Annotated in this window: 14 protein-coding genes; 11 read left to right on the forward strand and 3 right to left on the reverse strand. The window is 64.3% G+C overall.

The features are described from left to right. Positions 1 to 65 precede the first annotated feature (65 nt). The 6 genes from ABB26_RS09435 to dcp all read left to right on the forward strand — a co-directional run bounded on the left by ABB26_RS09435 (position 66) and on the right by dcp (position 8035). The gene (locus ABB26_RS09435; RefSeq protein ID WP_057633480.1) at positions 66 to 1280 is read left to right on the forward strand and encodes a YaiO family outer membrane beta-barrel protein; all 1215 of its coding nucleotides are present in this window, start codon (positions 66 to 68) and stop codon (positions 1278 to 1280) included. A gap of 15 nt (positions 1281 to 1295) precedes the next feature. Continuing rightward, positions 1296 to 3671, forward strand: coding sequence for an LTA synthase family protein (locus ABB26_RS09440; RefSeq protein ID WP_057633482.1), 2376 nt, complete (start codon positions 1296 to 1298; stop codon positions 3669 to 3671). Beyond that, positions 3671 to 4603: a hypothetical protein gene (locus tag ABB26_RS09445; protein WP_245626182.1), complete on the forward strand. Its 933-nt coding sequence runs from the start codon at positions 3671 to 3673 to the stop codon at positions 4601 to 4603. Before ABB26_RS09440 ends, ABB26_RS09445 begins: the two co-directional genes overlap by 1 nt. 117 nt (positions 4604 to 4720) lie before the next feature. After that, positions 4721 to 5152 carry an alternative ribosome rescue aminoacyl-tRNA hydrolase ArfB gene (gene arfB, locus ABB26_RS09450; RefSeq protein WP_057633486.1) on the forward strand — a complete coding sequence of 144 codons (432 nt, stop codon included), beginning with the start codon at positions 4721 to 4723 and terminating at the stop codon, positions 5150 to 5152. A gap of 3 nt (positions 5153 to 5155) precedes the next feature. Next, on the forward strand, positions 5156 to 5758 hold the full coding sequence (locus ABB26_RS09455) for a lysophospholipid acyltransferase family protein (RefSeq protein WP_057633487.1): 603 nt from the start codon (positions 5156 to 5158) through the stop codon (positions 5756 to 5758). A 117-nt stretch (positions 5759 to 5875) separates the two neighbouring features. Then, complete coding sequence (gene dcp, locus ABB26_RS09460; protein WP_057633490.1) at positions 5876 to 8035, forward strand: peptidyl-dipeptidase Dcp; 2160 nt, start codon at positions 5876 to 5878, stop codon at positions 8033 to 8035. A gap of 80 nt (positions 8036 to 8115) precedes the next feature. On the opposite strand, the gene ABB26_RS09465 is transcribed toward dcp, so the two are convergent. The 3 genes from ABB26_RS09465 to ABB26_RS09475 are packed head-to-tail and all read right to left on the reverse strand — an operon-like array spanning position 8116 to position 9299. Next, the gene (locus ABB26_RS09465) at positions 8116 to 8382 is read right to left on the reverse strand and encodes a hypothetical protein (protein ID WP_057633492.1); all 267 of its coding nucleotides are present in this window, start codon (positions 8380 to 8382) and stop codon (positions 8116 to 8118) included. Between the two features lie 56 nt (positions 8383 to 8438). Then, entirely contained in the window at positions 8439 to 8888 is a 450-nt protein-coding gene (locus ABB26_RS09470) for a 3-dehydroquinate dehydratase (RefSeq protein ID WP_057633493.1), read from the reverse strand. A 3-nt stretch (positions 8889 to 8891) separates the two neighbouring features. After that, positions 8892 to 9299: a hypothetical protein gene (locus tag ABB26_RS09475; RefSeq protein ID WP_057633496.1), complete on the reverse strand. Its 408-nt coding sequence runs from the start codon at positions 9297 to 9299 to the stop codon at positions 8892 to 8894. A gap of 169 nt (positions 9300 to 9468) precedes the next feature. On the opposite strand from ABB26_RS09475, the gene lepB reads away from it, so the two are divergent. The 5 genes from lepB (at position 9469) to dld (ending at position 15861) form a co-directional block, all read left to right on the forward strand. Beyond that, a complete protein-coding gene (gene lepB, locus ABB26_RS09480; RefSeq protein ID WP_057633511.1) occupies positions 9469 to 10089 on the forward strand; it encodes a signal peptidase I in 621 nt (206 codons plus the stop codon). Between the two features lie 449 nt (positions 10090 to 10538). Beyond that, positions 10539 to 12197, forward strand: coding sequence for an L-lactate permease (gene lldP / locus ABB26_RS09485; RefSeq protein ID WP_057633498.1), 1659 nt, complete (start codon positions 10539 to 10541; stop codon positions 12195 to 12197). A gap of 53 nt (positions 12198 to 12250) precedes the next feature. After that, the gene (gene lldR, locus ABB26_RS09490) at positions 12251 to 13015 is read left to right on the forward strand and encodes a transcriptional regulator LldR (protein WP_057633501.1); all 765 of its coding nucleotides are present in this window, start codon (positions 12251 to 12253) and stop codon (positions 13013 to 13015) included. A gap of 3 nt (positions 13016 to 13018) precedes the next feature. Next, entirely contained in the window at positions 13019 to 14158 is a 1140-nt protein-coding gene (gene lldD, locus ABB26_RS09495) for an FMN-dependent L-lactate dehydrogenase LldD (RefSeq protein ID WP_057633503.1), read from the forward strand. Next, complete coding sequence (gene dld, locus ABB26_RS09500; RefSeq protein ID WP_057633505.1) at positions 14155 to 15861, forward strand: D-lactate dehydrogenase; 1707 nt, start codon at positions 14155 to 14157, stop codon at positions 15859 to 15861. The genes lldD and dld overlap by 4 nt, the downstream gene beginning before the upstream one ends. Positions 15862 to 16013 lie beyond the last annotated feature (152 nt).

Below are 16013 nucleotides of genomic sequence, written 5' to 3' on the forward strand. Positions count from 1 at the left end.
ATCTGACCGCAGCAAACCGTCGCAGAGCCACCGCTTCGCTGCCCGCGTGGTTGCTGCTCGCATGCATGGCATGCCCGCTGCCCCTGCTGGCACAGGAGGCCGAACCTGATGCGCTGACCACACAGATGCTGCAGGTTCGCGAGCTCGCCACCGGTGGCCAGCGACCGCAGGCCATCGAGCGCTACAACGCGTTGCTGGTCGAGCATCCCGGCAACGGCGATCTGCTGCTGGCGCGCGGCCGCACCTATGCCTGGGACGGGCAGTACGCCGCCGCCGAAAGCGACCTGAAAGCCGTGCTGCAGAACAGCCCGAATTATGCCGATGCATGGTCGGCACTGGGCGATGTCTACCGCTGGAGTGATCGCCCGCAGCAGGCGCTGGAGGCGTATTCGCGCTGGGTGGAACTTGCGCCGCAGGATGCGCAGGCGCACATCGCACGCGGCCGTGCGCAGCGTGATGTCGGCCAGTACGCCGCCGCGCGTGCCGACTTCGATGCGGCCGCCTCGCTGGGCGCCGATCCGGCCGAGATCGCAAGTCTGCAGCAGAGTCTGTTGCCACGCATGGCCAACCCGGATGTGGTGGCCGGCGGGGGTTATCTGTGGAGTGCCAGCGCGGGCTGGGACCACACCGGCTTCAGCGGTGACCGCGAGAGCTGGAACGATTCGGACCTGACAATTCGTCGCCAGTTCAGCCGTGGCTCGCTGGGTTTGGAACTGCTGCGTGCCGATCACTTCGGTGAAAGCGACATCGCCTGGGCACTGGACGGCTATGTGCCGCTGTGGTCCCGCGCCTATGCCAACCTGCGTTACCAGCACGGCCCGTCCGACGGCATGCTGCCGCGCCAGGCATGGCGTGTGGAGGTGTTCCAGGGTGTCGGCAGTGGCTGGGAGTTGTCGGCCAGTGTCGATCATCTGCGCTTCTCCGGAGACACCGAGTTCTATGGCATCGGCGTGGGCCGTTATGTGGGCAACTGGTATGGCCGCTACAAGCTGCAGCATGTGCCAGGCGTGGGATCTGGCAGCTGGAGCCATCGCGTGCTGCTGCGCAACTACTACAACGGCAATGCCGATGACTATCTGGAAATGAGCGTCAGCAGCGGCCGCAGCACCGATATGGACCGCTTTGGCAGCGTCGTGCGCGACAGCAATGCCGCCGTCGGCATCGCATGGAAGCGTTACTTCACGCCGCACTGGGGCTTCAAGGTCGGCGCCGGTTATGCCGACGATGATGGTGGCTATGACGAGCAGCGTTTCTCGTTCTCGCTGTATACGCGCTGGTAAGCGGAGTCGATGCAGATGACGACCCCACACGGTGCCAGCGCCTGGTCACGTTTCTCCTCGGCATTTCCGGCACTGCTGCTGGCGCAGTTCGTACTGGTGGCCGGTGCGGTGCTCAATGGTGTTGCCGGGGCCACCTGGGACGGCAACCAGAAATGGACCATTGCCGGTGTCGCCGCGTTGCAGTCGCTGCTGGTGCTGCTGCGCGCGGTGCCGATCCTGTTGCTGTTGTCGCTGCCGCTGCTGGCATTGAAGCGAACCTGGTTGCGCGGCATGGCGGTGGCGCTGCTGTGGTCGTTGTTCATTGCGCTGCAGGCATTGCTGGATCAGTACTACCAGGTGGCGCATGTGCCGCTGGGCGCGGATCTGTTCGGCTACAGCCTTGCCGAGATACGCACCACGCTGGCCGACGGTGCGCCATTGAATCCCCGTAATCTGCTGGCGCTGGTTCTGCCACTGCTGGTGCTGTGGGTGGGCCTGTGGTGGTGGGCACGGCGTGACGCGCGTGGCTCGAGCCTGTGGACCACACTGCTGCTGCTCGCCGGCCTGTTGTTGTGGCTGGCACCGTTGCCGGCTGGTGCCGGTACGTTGAAGGACGACGCAGCACGCGAGTTGGCCAGCAACAAGCTGGCCTGGTTCAGCGCTGACATGCGGCGTTGGTCCGGCAGCGATGCGCAGGCTCCGTCACCGGCGGTGGTGGCGTCGGCAGGCAGCGCCGACGAGCCAGCGCTGGATCCGAAGTATCCGTTCCTGCGCGCGGAACAGACCGTGGACACGCTGGGCCCGCACTTCCTTGCCACGTCCGACGGACATCCGCCTAATGTCGTGGTGATCGTGGTGGAAGGCCTGGGTCGCTCGTTCTCCGGGCCGCAGGCGACGCTGGGCAGCTTCACCCCGTTCCTCGATGACCTCGCCACGCGCAGCCTGTATTTCGACAGCTTCCTTGCCAACCAGGGCCGTACCTTCGGCGTGCTGCCCACGCTGTTCGGTTCATTGCCGTTCGCCGAAGAAGGCTTCACCGCACTGGGTGAGCGCATGCCGGCGCATCCGGGCCTGTTCAACGTGCTGGGCAAGCAGGGTTACCACACCGCGTTCTACAACGGCACCGACACCGCCTTCGACAACGAGCGCGGCTATCTGCAACTGCAGCAGGTGCAGAAGATCGTCGACATGCCGACCTTTGGCGTGGGTTACCAGCGCAATCCGTTCAGCGCCTGGGGCTACCCGGACAAGGAACTGGTGTCGCGGGTGCTGGCCGACAACGGTCAGCTGCAGACGCCGTTCGCGATGGCGATACAGACCATCTCCATGCATACCAGCTACCAGTTCCCGGGGCAGGATGCATACCGTGCGCGCTTCGAGCAGCGGCTGGGCGAACTGCGCATTCCTGAGACCCAACTGGCGGCATACCGCGACAACGTCGACATCTACAGCACCATCCTTTACACCGATGATCAGCTGCGCCGCTATTTTGATTCGGTGGCCAAGACGCCGTGGTATGCCAACACGATTTTCGTTGTCACCGGTGACCACCGCCTGCCGGAAATCCCGATGGGCGAGCACATGGACCGCTACCACGTTCCGCTGATCATCTTCTCGCCATTGCTCAAGCAGCCCAAGCGGATTGCTGCGGTGTCATCGCAGCTGGATGTCACCCCGTCGTTGATGGCGTTGCTGTCCAATACATACGGGTTGAAACGACCCGAGCGCACGCCGTGGCTGGGCAGCGGGCTGGACATGAATGAAGGCTTCCGCAACATCCATCAACTGCCATTGAAGCAGACCAAGACCAGCGCGCCGGAATACCTTGCCGATGGTTGGTGGTTGCGTGAAGGCAAGTTGTACGCGCTGCAGGAAGGCATGCACCTGGCGCCAGCCGACGATGCCGCCGTGCAGGCATGGGCAACACAGCGGCTGCAGCGCTACATGCAGGCCAATGCGATTTTCATGCAGCAGGGCGCGTTGATGCCCGATGGCGGCGAGCCGCGACTGGTGGCCTATCAGGCAAGCACGCAGCCGGTACCGGTAGCGGCTGCCGCACCGGTCGCACATGGGCTGACGCTGGAATCGGCGCAGGTAACGCCTGCCGCCGCTGGCGTGCAGTTGATGGCGATGTTCCGCAATGGTGATGCCAGGCCCAGCCGTGTGTTCGTGCCGCTTGCGGTGATGACCAGCGAGGATGGCCGCGAGCTGCAGGAAGTGTATGGCAGCGCGGTGCAGTTGCCGGCCAACGGTCGACAGCAGGTGCAGCTGCGCCTGCGTCAACCGCAGGACTGCAACGGCCGCTGCTACGTTTCGGTATTCCCTTCTGATCCTGACACTGGCAAGGCCATCGGCCAGGGGCGTTATCGCCTGCCGCTGGATTCCCCCGCCGCTACTGGAAGCCAACCGTGATGCCCTTGCCCCGCCTGAGTCTGCTGTTGTTGCTGTGCATGCTGCCCGTCACTTCGATGGCCTCGGCCAGTCGCGCGATATGGACCTGGGAAGCCGAGTCCTACGCGATGGTGCAGGACCCGAAGGTCGCGGCAGAGGCGGTGACCTACCTGAAGTCGCAGCGCATCGACACCGTGTACCTGTACGCCGATGCCTTCCAGGGCCGCAACCTCATCGTCGACCAGCCGCAGCTGTACCGCGATTTCATCACCCAGATGCACGCCAAGCGGATGAAGGTGTATGCGCTGCTGGGTTCGGCGTACCTCAACACCGAGAACTACGTGCTGCCGTCGCACCGTGCCGAGGCCGAGGCGATGTTTCGCCGCGTTGTCGAGTACAACGCGGCCGCGCCGGAGAACGCGCGCTTTGACGGTGTCAACCTGGATATCGAACCGCACATCCTCGACCAATGGGATGACGACACCCGCGAAGGTCTGCTGGCCGGCTTCCTGGACATGAGCGATGCGCTGATGCGGATCAAGCGCGAGCACGGCGCGACGCTCGCGGTGGGCCCGGCGATTCCTTTCTGGTTGGATGGCATCGAGCTGGAATGGAAGGGCGTGCGGCGCCCGGTCAGTGAGCACACCATCGACCTGTACGACTACGTCGCGTTGATGGACTACCGCGACAAGGCCGAGGGCAGTGACAGCATCCTCTCGCATGCGGCAAGCGAGATCGCCTATGCCAACCGCGTCGAGAAGAAAGTGGTGATCGGCCTGGAAGTCTCGTCCAACGACATCAACAAGGTCACCTTCCATGAAGAGGGGCCGAAGGTGTTCGAGCAGGAAGTGCGCAAGGTGGAACGCGCCCTGCGTCGTGAGCCGTCCTTTGCCGGCTTTGCCATTCACCATTACCGCGCGTACCGGCGCTGGGCGGCGCAGGAATGGGAGTGAGCGGGAGCTGCCGCTGAAGGCAGCCCTCTCCAACCCTCCCGTTCGCCGCGCGCCGGGGAGCGGGCTCCAGATTGCCCCCAACACAAGCACGCCCCCGGCAGCCCTTACAATGCGCCGATGGGAACAGGCCTGATTGAAATCTCGGAACAGCTGGCGATACCGGAAACGGAAATCGTCGAGCGTTTCGTGCGCGCCAGCGGGGCCGGTGGCCAGAACGTCAACAAGGTGTCCACCGCGGTGGAACTGCGTTTCGACGTGGCCGGCTCGCCGTCGTTGCCCGAGCCATTGCGTGAGCGCCTGCTCGCCCGCCGCGACCGGCGCATGACCGGCGAGGGCGTGCTGGTGATCGACGCGCAGCGCTTCCGTACCCAGGACCGCAACCGCCAGGATGCGCGTGAGCGTCTGGTCGGGTTCATCCAGGCCGGGCTGCACGTGCCCAAGCCGCGCGTGGCGACCAAACCGACCTACGGCTCCAAGCTGCGCCGTCTGGATCAGAAAAAGGAACGCGCGCACGTCAAGCGCGGCCGTTCAACACGTAACTGGGAGTAGTGCTTGAGCAATCCGGAGCCGGTGGTGCCCGTCATTCCACCGAACATGCCGCAGGTCAAAGGCGGCGCATTCACACGTTGGCTGGGGCGCAGCATCCTGCGTCTGGGCGGCTGGCGCATTCATGGGCCGATTCCGGACCTGGCCAAGGCGGTGGTCATCGCCGCGCCGCATTCGTCCAATTGGGATGGTCTGTGGGGCTTGGCGGCAAAAATGGCGCTGGGGCTCGAAGCCCGGATTCTCGGCAAGGACAAGCTGTTCTGGTGGCCGCTGAGCGCGGTACTGCGTGGCCTGGGCGTGGTGCCGCTGGACCGCAGTTCGCCGCAGGGAACGGTGGGCCAGGCGGTGGACATGATCCGCAACGGCGAGCGCGTCTGGTATGCGCTGGCACCGGAAGGCACGCGCAAGCCGGTCAAGGAGTGGAAGGGCGGGTTCCTGAAGATCGCGCGGATGGCCGAGGTGCCGGTGATACCGGCCTACTTCCATTACCCGGACCGGGTGCTGGGGTTTGGCCCCGTCTTCCAGACCAGCGGTGATGATGCGGCCGACATGGCCGCCATACGCCAGTGGTACCGGCAGTGGATGGGGAAGAACCGTCAGGGCGGTTGATCGCACGGTTGGCCGACGTGGCGCGGGCGGTGACGCGCCACCATCGGCACATGCCGCGATTCGGCGAACGGAGTAGGGTTATGGGCTGATTTAGCCCGTCCTGAAGGAGTTCGTTTCATGTCGCGTACCGTCATTCTGGCTACCGCCGTCAGCCTTGCGCTGGCCGCCTGTTCCGGCAAGGAGTCCACTGCCCCCGTGACCGCCGATACCCCTGCTGCCGCCGGCCAGCCGGCCGAAGCATCGACCAACCCGTTCATGACGGCGAGCACGCTGCCCTTCCAGGCACCGGCGTTCGACAAGATCAAGGACAGTGACTACCTGCCAGCCTTCGAAGAAGGCATGCGTCAGCACCTGGCCGAGATCAAGCAGATCACCGACAACACCCAGCCGGCCACGTTCGACAACACGCTGCTGCCGATGGAAAAATCCGGTGCCATCCTGGACCGCGTCAGCCGCGTGTTCTTCAGCGTGGTGCAGGCCGATACCAATCCCGAGCGGCAGAAGATCCAGGAAGACGTGGTGCCGAAGCTGGCCGCGCACAGCGATGCCATCTATCTCGACGCCAAGCTGTTCGAGCGCATCAAGGCCATCCATGACGCACGCGAAACCGCCGGCCTGGACCCGGAGCAGCTGCGTGTGGTGGAAGAAACCTACAAGGGTTTCGTCAAGGCCGGCGCGCAGCTCAATGATGCCGACAAGGAAACCCTGAAGCAGCTCAATGCCGAAGAGGCCACGCTGTCCAACGATTTCCACAACAAGCTGGTGGCCGCGACCGCAGCGGGCGCGGTGACCATCGATGACAAGGCGCAGCTGGCCGGCCTGTCCGATGCCGACATCGCCGCCGCCGAGGATGCCGCCAAGGGTCGCAAGCTGGAAGGCAAGTGGGTGCTGAGCCTGCAGAACACCACGCAGCAGCCGGTGTTGACCTCGCTGCAGGATCGCGAGGTGCGCGCCAAGGTGCTGGAAGCCTCGGAAACCCGCACCGAACATGGCGATGCCAACGACACCCGCGCGATCATCCAGCGTCTGGCGCAGTTGCGTGCGGCCAAGGCCAAGCTGCTTGGCTTCCCGAACTATGCGGCTTACAACCTCACCGACCAGATGGCGCAGAACCCGGCCAACGCACTGAAGCTGCTTACCGATACGGTGCCGGCGGCCACTGCCAAGGCACGCGGCGAGCTGGCTGAGATCCAGAAAGTGATCGACGCGCAGAAGGGAGGCTTCAAGGCGGCCGCTTCGGATTGGGACTTCTACGCCGAGCAGGTGCGCAAGGCCAAGTACGACCTGGACGAAGCGCAGATCAAGCCGTACTTCGAGTTGGACAACGTGCTGCAGAACGGCGTGTTCTTTGCTGCCAATCAGCTGTACGGCATCACCTTCAAGGAACGCACCGATCTGCCGGTCTATCACCCGGACGTGCGCGTGTTCGAGGTGACCGATGCCGACGGCAAGTCGCTGGCACTGTTCTACGCCGATTTCTACAAGCGTGACAGCAAGTCCGGCGGCGCGTGGATGGACGTGTTCGTCGAACAGAACGGCCTGACCGGCACCAAGCCGGTGGTCTACAACGTGAGCAACTTCACCAAGCCTGCAGCGGGCCAGCCGGCCCTGTTGAGCTGGGATGACGTGACCACGATGTTCCACGAATTTGGCCATGCGCTGCACGGCATGTTCTCCAACACCAAGTACCCGAGCGTGGCCGGTACCGGTGTGCCGCGTGACTTCGTCGAGTTCCCGTCGCAGTTCAACGAGCACTGGGCGTCGGACCCGAAGGTGTTCGCCAACTACGCCAAGCACTATCAGACCAAGGAAGCGATGCCGCAGGCACTGGTCGACAAGATCGCCAAGGCCAAGACCTTCAACCAGGGCTACATGACCACCGAGTACCTGTCGGCGGCACTGCTGGACCTGGCCTGGCACACGCAGGGTGCGGATGCGCCGTTGCAGGACGTGGACAAGTTCGAAGCCGATGCGCTCAAGCGCTTCAAGGTGGATCTGGCACAGGTGCCGCCGCGTTACCGCAGCAGCTACTTCGACCACATCTGGGGCGGTGGCTATTCGGCCGGTTACTACGCCTATTTCTGGGCGGAGATGATCGACCATGACGCGTTCGAGTGGTTCAAGGAGAACGGCGGCCTGACCCGTGAGAACGGCCAGGTGTTCCGCGACAAGATCCTGTCGATCGGCAATACGCGCGATCTGTCCACTGCCTACCGCGATTTCCGCGGCAAGGATCCGAGCGTGGAACCGCTGCTGCACAACCGTGGTTTGAAGTAATCGCGGCATCACAGTGGTTTGATTGAAACGACGAACGGCAGGGGAAGCCCTGCCGTTCGTGTTTCTGCCTTACGCCGCTCCTACAGCCGGCTCACCATCTTCAACCGTACTTGTGCCGGGGCGACGTCATGTCGTTGCGCGGCCATCGAGCAGAGCAGGTCGAGCAATCCCTGTGGTTCCGCCAGCAATGGGTCGCCGTCCTCGATAAGCACGGCCAGGTGTCCCCACCAGAACGGATGTCCGTCGACGTACACCTCATACCCTGCAAGGTACTGCCGCCCACGTAGCAGAGGCTCCGGCAGCAACACGGGTGATCCGTTGGAGGCCATGCACTTGCTGATGGTCATGTGATCGAAACACTCCTTGGCTTTGCGGCCGATGGCGCTCCTGCGCAGGAGGGCGCTCAGGTGCCCACGTGCACGCGATTGCCGACTTCATTGCAGCACAGGTGCTCCAGCGCCATTTCCAGCGCGAGCACGTAACTCTGAGCGCGATAGCCCTGCGCCACACCGAGGCGGTGTCCGGTGGCCGCTGGCAGGCAGGCATCGAAGGCATGGCCGTCGTCGTCGTGTACTTCCACATAGGCGTTGCGCAGGCGCGGCAGCAGGCGTTGCAGGCGCACGCTGTCAACGCATGCACCGGGCGCGAGCAGGGTGACTTCGCCGGGGCTGTGGTCGGCAGCGCAGAGCGCTTCGATCAGTTCCTGTTCGCAGCTGCAGCTGCGCACGGCGATGCTGGTGCCCGCATCCAGGGCGCGATGCACCAGCGATTTCGTCACAGCCGTCGGCAACGGTGCGGCCGCACGCTGCAACAGCCCCCGGCCTTCGGGGCCACGCACGATGAAGATGGACATGGCTCAGCCCTCCTGCGCTTGCAGGCGACGGGCAGCGATGGCCAATGACAGCCGGCAAGCATCGTCGCGCACGCCGCCGCAGATCAGCGCCACGGGCGCGTGCTGTGGATGCAGGTGCGTGTCCAATGCATCGGCATCGCGACGTGCGATCTCGATGTACGGCGCCGGCAGGGCGTCCAGCGCGGCACACAGCGCCGGGCCATGCGCTGACCATTGCTGCTCGTTGGCGGCGGCGACTTCGATCAGTACCCATGCCGGCTGGCTGCGATGTGCGTGCTGCAGGCAACGAACCAGGGCCGGCAGCGAGTCGCAGTCCTGGCAGGACAGGTCATGCCCGGCAACCTGGGCAGGCAATGGCGGCGTGCCCGGCACGATCGCCTCGGGTGCGTGCCGGATCAGCAGGATGGTCATGTGAAACCTTCATGGAGCGCCTTTCGGCGCGGTGACGCCACGATGCGCGCAGGGCCCGTAAAGCCTCCATGGCGTGCGGAAGGGCGGACGTAAATAATGCGTAGCTTCCTGCGGGAACTTGCCGCCGTCCGGGCATGTCCATTGCTCACCTTCCCCTGTGGTGATCGGCATGAATGAGACAACAGCGGCCCCCCGACTTCCTCCTGTACTTGCCTGGCTGCGGCGGGAGGCGTTGCCGCTGGCGGTGATGTTGCTGCTGCTGTTCGCCGCGCGCGACAGCCTGGCCAATCACTACCAGGTACCCAGTGGATCCATGCAGCCCACCCTGCAGCCCGGTGACCGGGTTGCGGTGGACATGCGCGCCTATGGCCTGCGCCTGCCATTCACCAATGTACGGTTGCTTGCCAATGGCCAGCCGCAACGCGGCGATGTGGCGGTGTTCGATTCACCGGCCGATGGCACGCGGCTGATCAAGCGCGTGGTGGCGATAGGGGGTGATCGTGTGGCCCTGCACGCGGGCTACCTGAGCATCAACGGTCAACCGCTGCAGCAATCGCAGGCCAACGAAGCATTCGCTGGCAAACAGGTGCAGCTGGATCTGGACGAAGGCGGTGGCCCGGATATCGCGGGCATGATCATCCCAGCCGGAAAACTGCTGGTGCTGGGTGACCATCGCGGCAACAGTTTCGACGGCCGTTTCTTTGGGCTGGTGGATGCCGATGCGGTGTATGGCAAGGCGCTGGCGGTGTATTGGCGTCGAGGTGACGGACCGCGTTGGCAGCGGTTGTAAGTCGCTCGAACGCAGTCAGGGGGTAAACAGGAAAACCGGCGCGGAAACGTTGCCGGTTTTTCTTTGCGCGTGGGTCTTTCGGTGAAGCCGCCCGGCAGCTGCGTTGCATGCGACTGCTGGCATGCACGAGGAAAAAACGCCCGGGTAAGTGCGGCGCACGCGGGCGCTTGTTGCGGGGGCGGGCATGCATGGCTGGCACAACCAGAGCTTCCCGGGGGCGATGGGCTTGACCGGGCGGCGGGTAGGTACCGGATGAACTCATCAAGTTCTTCAAATTGGTACGACCAATAACGGGACTTAACCCTATGGTCTAATAGGATCTTTGCTGAAACGGCGATTCAATCGCGGCTCGTTGACCGCACTTGCCTGATATTGGTAATACCAATGTGAGTGGTAGTGCAAACCTCCACCTGCGGGTGGGCCGCCTTTCGCCTTAGTCGAGAACCTGCATGCAGCCCTGGGAACAACTGTACGACCCCGCTGGCAACCTCTGGCTGTCCAGCCTGATCGCGCTGTTGCCGATCGCCTTCTTCTTCGTCGCCCTGGCCGTGCTGCGCATGAAAGGCTGGCTGGCCGGCACGATCACCGTGGTGATCGCGCTGGCCGTGGCGCTGCTGTTCTATCGCATGCCGCTGGAGCAGGCGCTGGGTGCAGCCGGCTTCGGCTTCATCTACGGCTTGTGGCCGATTGCCTGGATCATCATCGGCGCGGTGTTCCTGTACAAGGTTGCGGTCAAGACCGGCCAGTTCGCGATCATCCGCGCGTCGATCCTGTCGGTGACCGAGGACCAGCGCCTGCAGATGCTGATGGTGGGCTTCGCTTTCGGTGCGTTTCTGGAAGGCGCCGCCGGTTTTGGTGCGCCGGTGGCGATCACCGCCGCGCTGCTGGTCGGGCTGGGTTTCAAACCGCTGTATGCCGCGGGGCTGTGCCTGATCGTCAACACCGCGCCGGTGGCATTTGGTGCGATGGGCATTCCGATCATCGTCGCCGGCCAGGTCACCGGGCTGGATGCGTTCGAGATCGGGCAGATGGCTGGGCGCCAGCTGCCATTCCTGACCCTGATCGTGCTGTTCTGGATCATGGCCATCATGGATGGTTGGCGTGGCGTCAAGGAAACCTGGCCGGCGGTGCTGGTGGCCGGTGGTTCGTTTGCCATTGCGCAATACCTGACGTCCAACTTCATCGGCCCGGAGCTGCCGGACATCACCGCGTCGCTGACCTCGCTGGTGTGCCTGACCCTGTTCCTTCGCCGTTGGCAGCCGCGCCGCATCTTCCGTTTCGAAACCGAGGCCAGCGCCGAAGCCGCCGCACAGGCGCTGGAGGCACCACGGTACAGCGCCGGCCAGATCGCCAAGGCGTGGTCACCGTTCCTGATCCTCACTGCGATGGTCACGTTGTGGAGCATCAAGCCGTTCAAGGCGCTGTTCGCCGCCGGTTGCCCGCTGGAGAGCTGGGTGCTGAAACTGCCGGTGCCGGGCCTGGATCAACTGGTACAGAAAATGCCGCCGATCGTGAATGCGCCGACTGCGTATGAAGCGGTCTACAAGTTCGATGCGTTCTCGGCCACCGGCACCGCGATCATGCTGGCCGCGGTCATCACCATCGTCTACCTGCGCATGCCGGTACGTGCAGCGGTGCGCACGTTCGCCGAGACAGTGAACGAGCTGAAGATGCCGATCTATTCGATTGGCATGGTGCTGGCCTTCGCCTTCATCGCCAACTACTCCGGCCTGTCGGCAACGTTGGCGCTGGCCCTGGCGCATACCGGCGATGCCTTCACGTTCTTCTCGCCATTCCTCGGTTGGCTGGGCGTGTTCCTGACCGGCTCGGACACCTCGTCCAATGCCTTGTTCTCGGCCCTGCAGGCCACCACGGCGCAGCAGATCGGCGTGTCCGAAGTGTTGCTGGTTGCGGCCAACACCACCGGTGGCGTCACCGGCAAGATGATCTCGCCGCAGTCCATCGCCATCGCCTGTGCGGCAGTGGGCCTGGCCGGCAAGGAGGCGGACCTGTTCCGCTTCACCGTCAAGCACAGCCTGATCTTCACGGTGATGGTCGGGTTGATCACCACCGCGCAGGCCTACTGGCTCACCTGGATGATTCCCTGAGCCATGGCAGCGTCCTTCCGCCACCGCGCTGGGCTTCGGGCCACAATGTCGGCATGAGCACTCAACGCATTTCCGACAAGGTGGCCGTGCAGCTGCGCGCGCTGGTGGACGAGCAACAACTGCAGCCGGGCGACCGGCTGCCTTCCGAGCGCGCGCTGGCAGTGCAGCTCGGGGTGTCGCGCACCGCGCTGCGCGAAGCCATCGCACAGCTGGGCAGCCTGGGCTTTTTGATCGCCCGCGTAGGCGGCGGCACCTATGTCGCCGAACCCGCCGCGCGTGCGCGCCAGATGCTGGATGAGCCACTGGCACCGTACCTGCCCTTGTTCCAGGGCGATCCGGAGTACCGCTTCGACGTACTGGAGATCCGCCACGCACTGGAAGGCGCCACCGCTTGGCACGCCGCCTTGCGGGCGACCGACGAAGACCGTACGCGCATCGCGCAGGCATTCCAGACCATGCTCGATGCGCATGGCAAGAATGATCCCGCCGGTGAAGCACAGGCCGACGCGGCATTCCATCTGTCCATTGCCGAGGCTTCGCACAACCTGGTGTTGTTGCAGGTGATGCGCGGCCTGTTCGAGCTGTTGCAGACCAACATCTCGCAGAGCCGCGAGAAGCTTTATACGTCAGCGACGACGTTTTCACCCTTGTCCAGCCAGCACCGCGAAATGATGGATGCGGTGTTGGCGGGCGACCCCGAACGTGCGCGTGCCGCCGCGCATACCCATCTTGAGTTCGTGCACACCACGCTGCGCACGCTCGATGACAACGAAGCCCGGCGTGCGAGGGCTTCGCGGCTCCCTTCCTCCCACGGTTGACCCATGATCATTTCCGCCTCCACCGATTACCGTGCGGCCGCGCAGCGTCGCCTGCCGCCGTTCCTGTTCCACTACATCGATGGCGGCGCGTATGCCGAGCACACGCTCAGGCGCAATGTTTCCGATCTGGCCGATATCGCGTTGCGCCAGCGCGTGCTGCGTGACATGTCCGAGCTGAGCCTGGAAACCGAGCTGTTCGGCGAGAAACTGGCGATGCCGGTGGCGCTCGCTCCGGTCGGCCTGACCGGCATGTACGCGCGTCGCGGTGAAGTGCAGGCCGCGCGTGCAGCCGACAGCCGTGGCGTGCCGTTCACCCTGTCCACCGTGTCGGTGTGCCCGATCGAGGAAGTCGCACCGTCGATCAAGCGGTCGATGTGGTTCCAGCTGTACGTGCTGCGCGACCGAGGCTTCATGCGCAACGCGCTGGAACGTGCGCAGGCGGCGGGCGTGACGACGCTGGTGTTCACCGTGGACATGCCGGTGCCGGGCGCGCGTTATCGCGACGCGCATTCGGGCATGAGCGGGCCGAATGCCGGCATCCGCCGCATCGGCCAGGCCGTGACGCATCCGCGTTGGGCATGGGATGTGGGCTTGCGAGGGCAGCCCCATGACCTGGGCAACATCTCCGCCTACCGCGGCAACCCGACCGGGCTGGAGGATTACATCGGTTGGCTGGGCAACAATTTTGATCCGTCCATCTCGTGGAAGGATCTGGAATGGATCCGCGAGTTCTGGAAGGGCCCGATGGTGATCAAGGGCATCCTCGATCCAGACGATGCACGCGACGCAGTGCGCTTTGGTGCGGACGGCATCGTGGTCTCCAATCACGGCGGTCGCCAGCTCGACGGCGTGCTGTCCTCGGCGCGTGCGCTCCCGGCCATTGCCGATGCGGTGCAGGGCGACCTGAAGATTATCGCCGACTCGGGCATCCGCAACGGTCTGGACGTGGTGCGCATGCTCGCGCTCGGCGCTGACAGCGTGCTGCTCGGTCGCGCCTTCGTCTATGCGCTTGCTGCGCAGGGCGAGGCCGGCGTTGCCAATCTGCTGGACCTGATCGCCAAGGAGATGCGCGTGGCGATGACGCTGACCGGCGCACGCCGCATTGCTGACATCAGCCGCGATTCACTGGTCAACCTGGCATGAGCGCGAACGAAGCGTTGTTGACGCAGCTGCGTGCTGCAGTTGGCAACGCGTATGTACTGACCGGTGACAAAGCAACGCGTCGCTTTCGCAAAGGCTATCGCTTCGGCGATGGCCCGGTGCTGGCGGTGGTGCGCCCCGGCAGCCTGCTCGAGATGTGGCGCGCGCTGCAGGCTGCCGTGCAGGGTGGGGCGGCGATCATCCTGCAGGCTGCCAACACCGGGTTGACCGGTGGTTCCACGCCCGATGGCGATGACTATGCGCGGCCCATCGTGCTGATCAACACATTGCGCCTGACCGGTGTGCAGTTGCTTGATGAAGGGCGGCAGGTACTGTGCCTGCCCGGTGCCACGCTGGATCGGTTGGAACAGGTCCTGGCGCCGCTGGGGCGCGAACCGCATTCGGTGATTGGTTCGTCGTGCATTGGTGCGTCGGTGTTGGGCGGTGTGTGCAACAACTCTGGCGGCTCGTTGGTAAGACGCGGTCCGGCGTATACCGAAATGGCGCTGTATGCGCGGGTAGACAGCGCCGGTGAACTGCAACTGGTCAATCATCTGGGCATTGCCCTGGGCGACACGCCTGAAGAGATGTTGCAGCGGCTGCAGGCAGGGGACTACCAGCCAGCCGATGTGCGTGTTGTCGGCGAGCGTGCAGGATCCGATCCGCGCTACGCCGAACAGGTGCGGCAGGTGGATGCGGCCACCCCGGCGCGCTTCAACGCTGACCCGAGCCGTCACTACGAGGCGGCCGGCTCGGCTGGCAAGCTTGCGGTATTCGCGGTGCGCCTGGACACCTTCGCCAAGGAGGCGGCCGAAGTGTTCTACATCGGCAGCAACCGCACCGGCAGCCTTACCGAAATCCGTCGTCACCTGTTGACTGGCTTCGAGCGCCTGCCGATCTCCGGTGAGTACATTCACCGTGTGGCCTATGACATCGGCGAACGTTACGGCAAGGACACGTTCCTGCTGATCGACAAGCTCGGCACCGCGCGCGTACCCGCTGCGTTTGCATTGAAGAGCCGCGTGGATGGCTGGTTTGAACGGCTGGGCCTGCGTGGCGTTACAGACCATGTGATGCAGCTGCTGACCAGCCTGCTGCCCTCGCACCTGCCGGCGCGTATGGGCGAGTTCCGCCAGCGCTACGAACATCATCTGCTGCTCAAGGTGTCGGCGCAGGACGCCGCGGCGACCGAAGCCTGGTTGCGGGAGTTCTTCGCTGGGCATGAAGGTGGTTACTTCCATTGCGCGCCGGATGAGGGGCGCAAGGCCTTCCTGCATCGCTTTGCCGTTGCAGGTGCGGCCGTGCGCTATCGCGAAGTGCATCGTGCGCAGGTGCAGGACATCGTCGCGCTGGATATCGCGCTGCGTCGCGATGACCGTGAGTGGTTCGAGCAGTTGCCGGCCGATCTGGATGGCCGCCTGCTGCACAAGCTCTACTACGGCCACTTCCTGTGCCACGTATTTCACCAGGACTACATCGCCCGCAGGGGCGAGGACCCGATGGCGATCGAGCATGCGATGTGGAAGCTGCTCGACGAACGCGGTGCCGAGTACCCGGCCGAACACAACGTCGGCCATCTCTACCCGGCCAAGCCGGCGCTGGCGGATTTCTATCGGCAGCTGGATCCGAGCAATACCTTCAATCCCGGCATCGGCCAGACCAGCAAGCAGCCGGGTTGGAAGGGGTGTGATTGCGCGGGACATTGAAACGCTGAAGCGCAAGGCATCTGCTCAAGCCTTTGCTTGAGCGTTTGCCTGGGCCGTTGCTCAAGCCCCTCTCCCGCGAGCGGGGTGATGCGGGCTTGCTTGCGAACCATTGGTTCGTAGCCCGTTGAGCGCCCTTGCGCTGGCGCAAGGGC

The organism is Stenotrophomonas humi, from assembly GCF_001431415.1.
Classification (GTDB): Bacteria; Pseudomonadota; Gammaproteobacteria; order Xanthomonadales; family Xanthomonadaceae; genus Stenotrophomonas; species Stenotrophomonas humi.

Coding starts and splice junctions, on each gene's coding strand:
- lepB (WP_057633511.1), top strand. CDS start 9,469: ATGAATGAGACAACAGCGGCCCCCCGACTTCCTCCTGTACTTGCCTGG.
- ABB26_RS09475 (WP_057633496.1), bottom strand. CDS start 9,299: ATGACCATCCTGCTGATCCGGCACGCACCCGAGGCGATCGTGCCGGGC.
- arfB (WP_057633486.1), top strand. CDS start 4,721: ATGGGAACAGGCCTGATTGAAATCTCGGAACAGCTGGCGATACCGGAA.
- ABB26_RS09445 (WP_245626182.1), top strand. CDS start 3,671: ATGCCCTTGCCCCGCCTGAGTCTGCTGTTGTTGCTGTGCATGCTGCCC.
- lldD (WP_057633503.1), top strand. CDS start 13,019: ATGATCATTTCCGCCTCCACCGATTACCGTGCGGCCGCGCAGCGTCGC.
- dcp (WP_057633490.1), top strand. CDS start 5,876: ATGTCGCGTACCGTCATTCTGGCTACCGCCGTCAGCCTTGCGCTGGCC.
- ABB26_RS09470 (WP_057633493.1), bottom strand. CDS start 8,888: ATGTCCATCTTCATCGTGCGTGGCCCCGAAGGCCGGGGGCTGTTGCAG.
- ABB26_RS09440 (WP_057633482.1), top strand. CDS start 1,296: ATGACGACCCCACACGGTGCCAGCGCCTGGTCACGTTTCTCCTCGGCA.
- dld (WP_057633505.1), top strand. CDS start 14,155: ATGAGCGCGAACGAAGCGTTGTTGACGCAGCTGCGTGCTGCAGTTGGC.
- ABB26_RS09435 (WP_057633480.1), top strand. CDS start 66: ATGGCATGCCCGCTGCCCCTGCTGGCACAGGAGGCCGAACCTGATGCG.
- ABB26_RS09465 (WP_057633492.1), bottom strand. CDS start 8,382: ATGACCATCAGCAAGTGCATGGCCTCCAACGGATCACCCGTGTTGCTG.
- lldP (WP_057633498.1), top strand. CDS start 10,539: ATGCAGCCCTGGGAACAACTGTACGACCCCGCTGGCAACCTCTGGCTG.
- lldR (WP_057633501.1), top strand. CDS start 12,251: ATGAGCACTCAACGCATTTCCGACAAGGTGGCCGTGCAGCTGCGCGCG.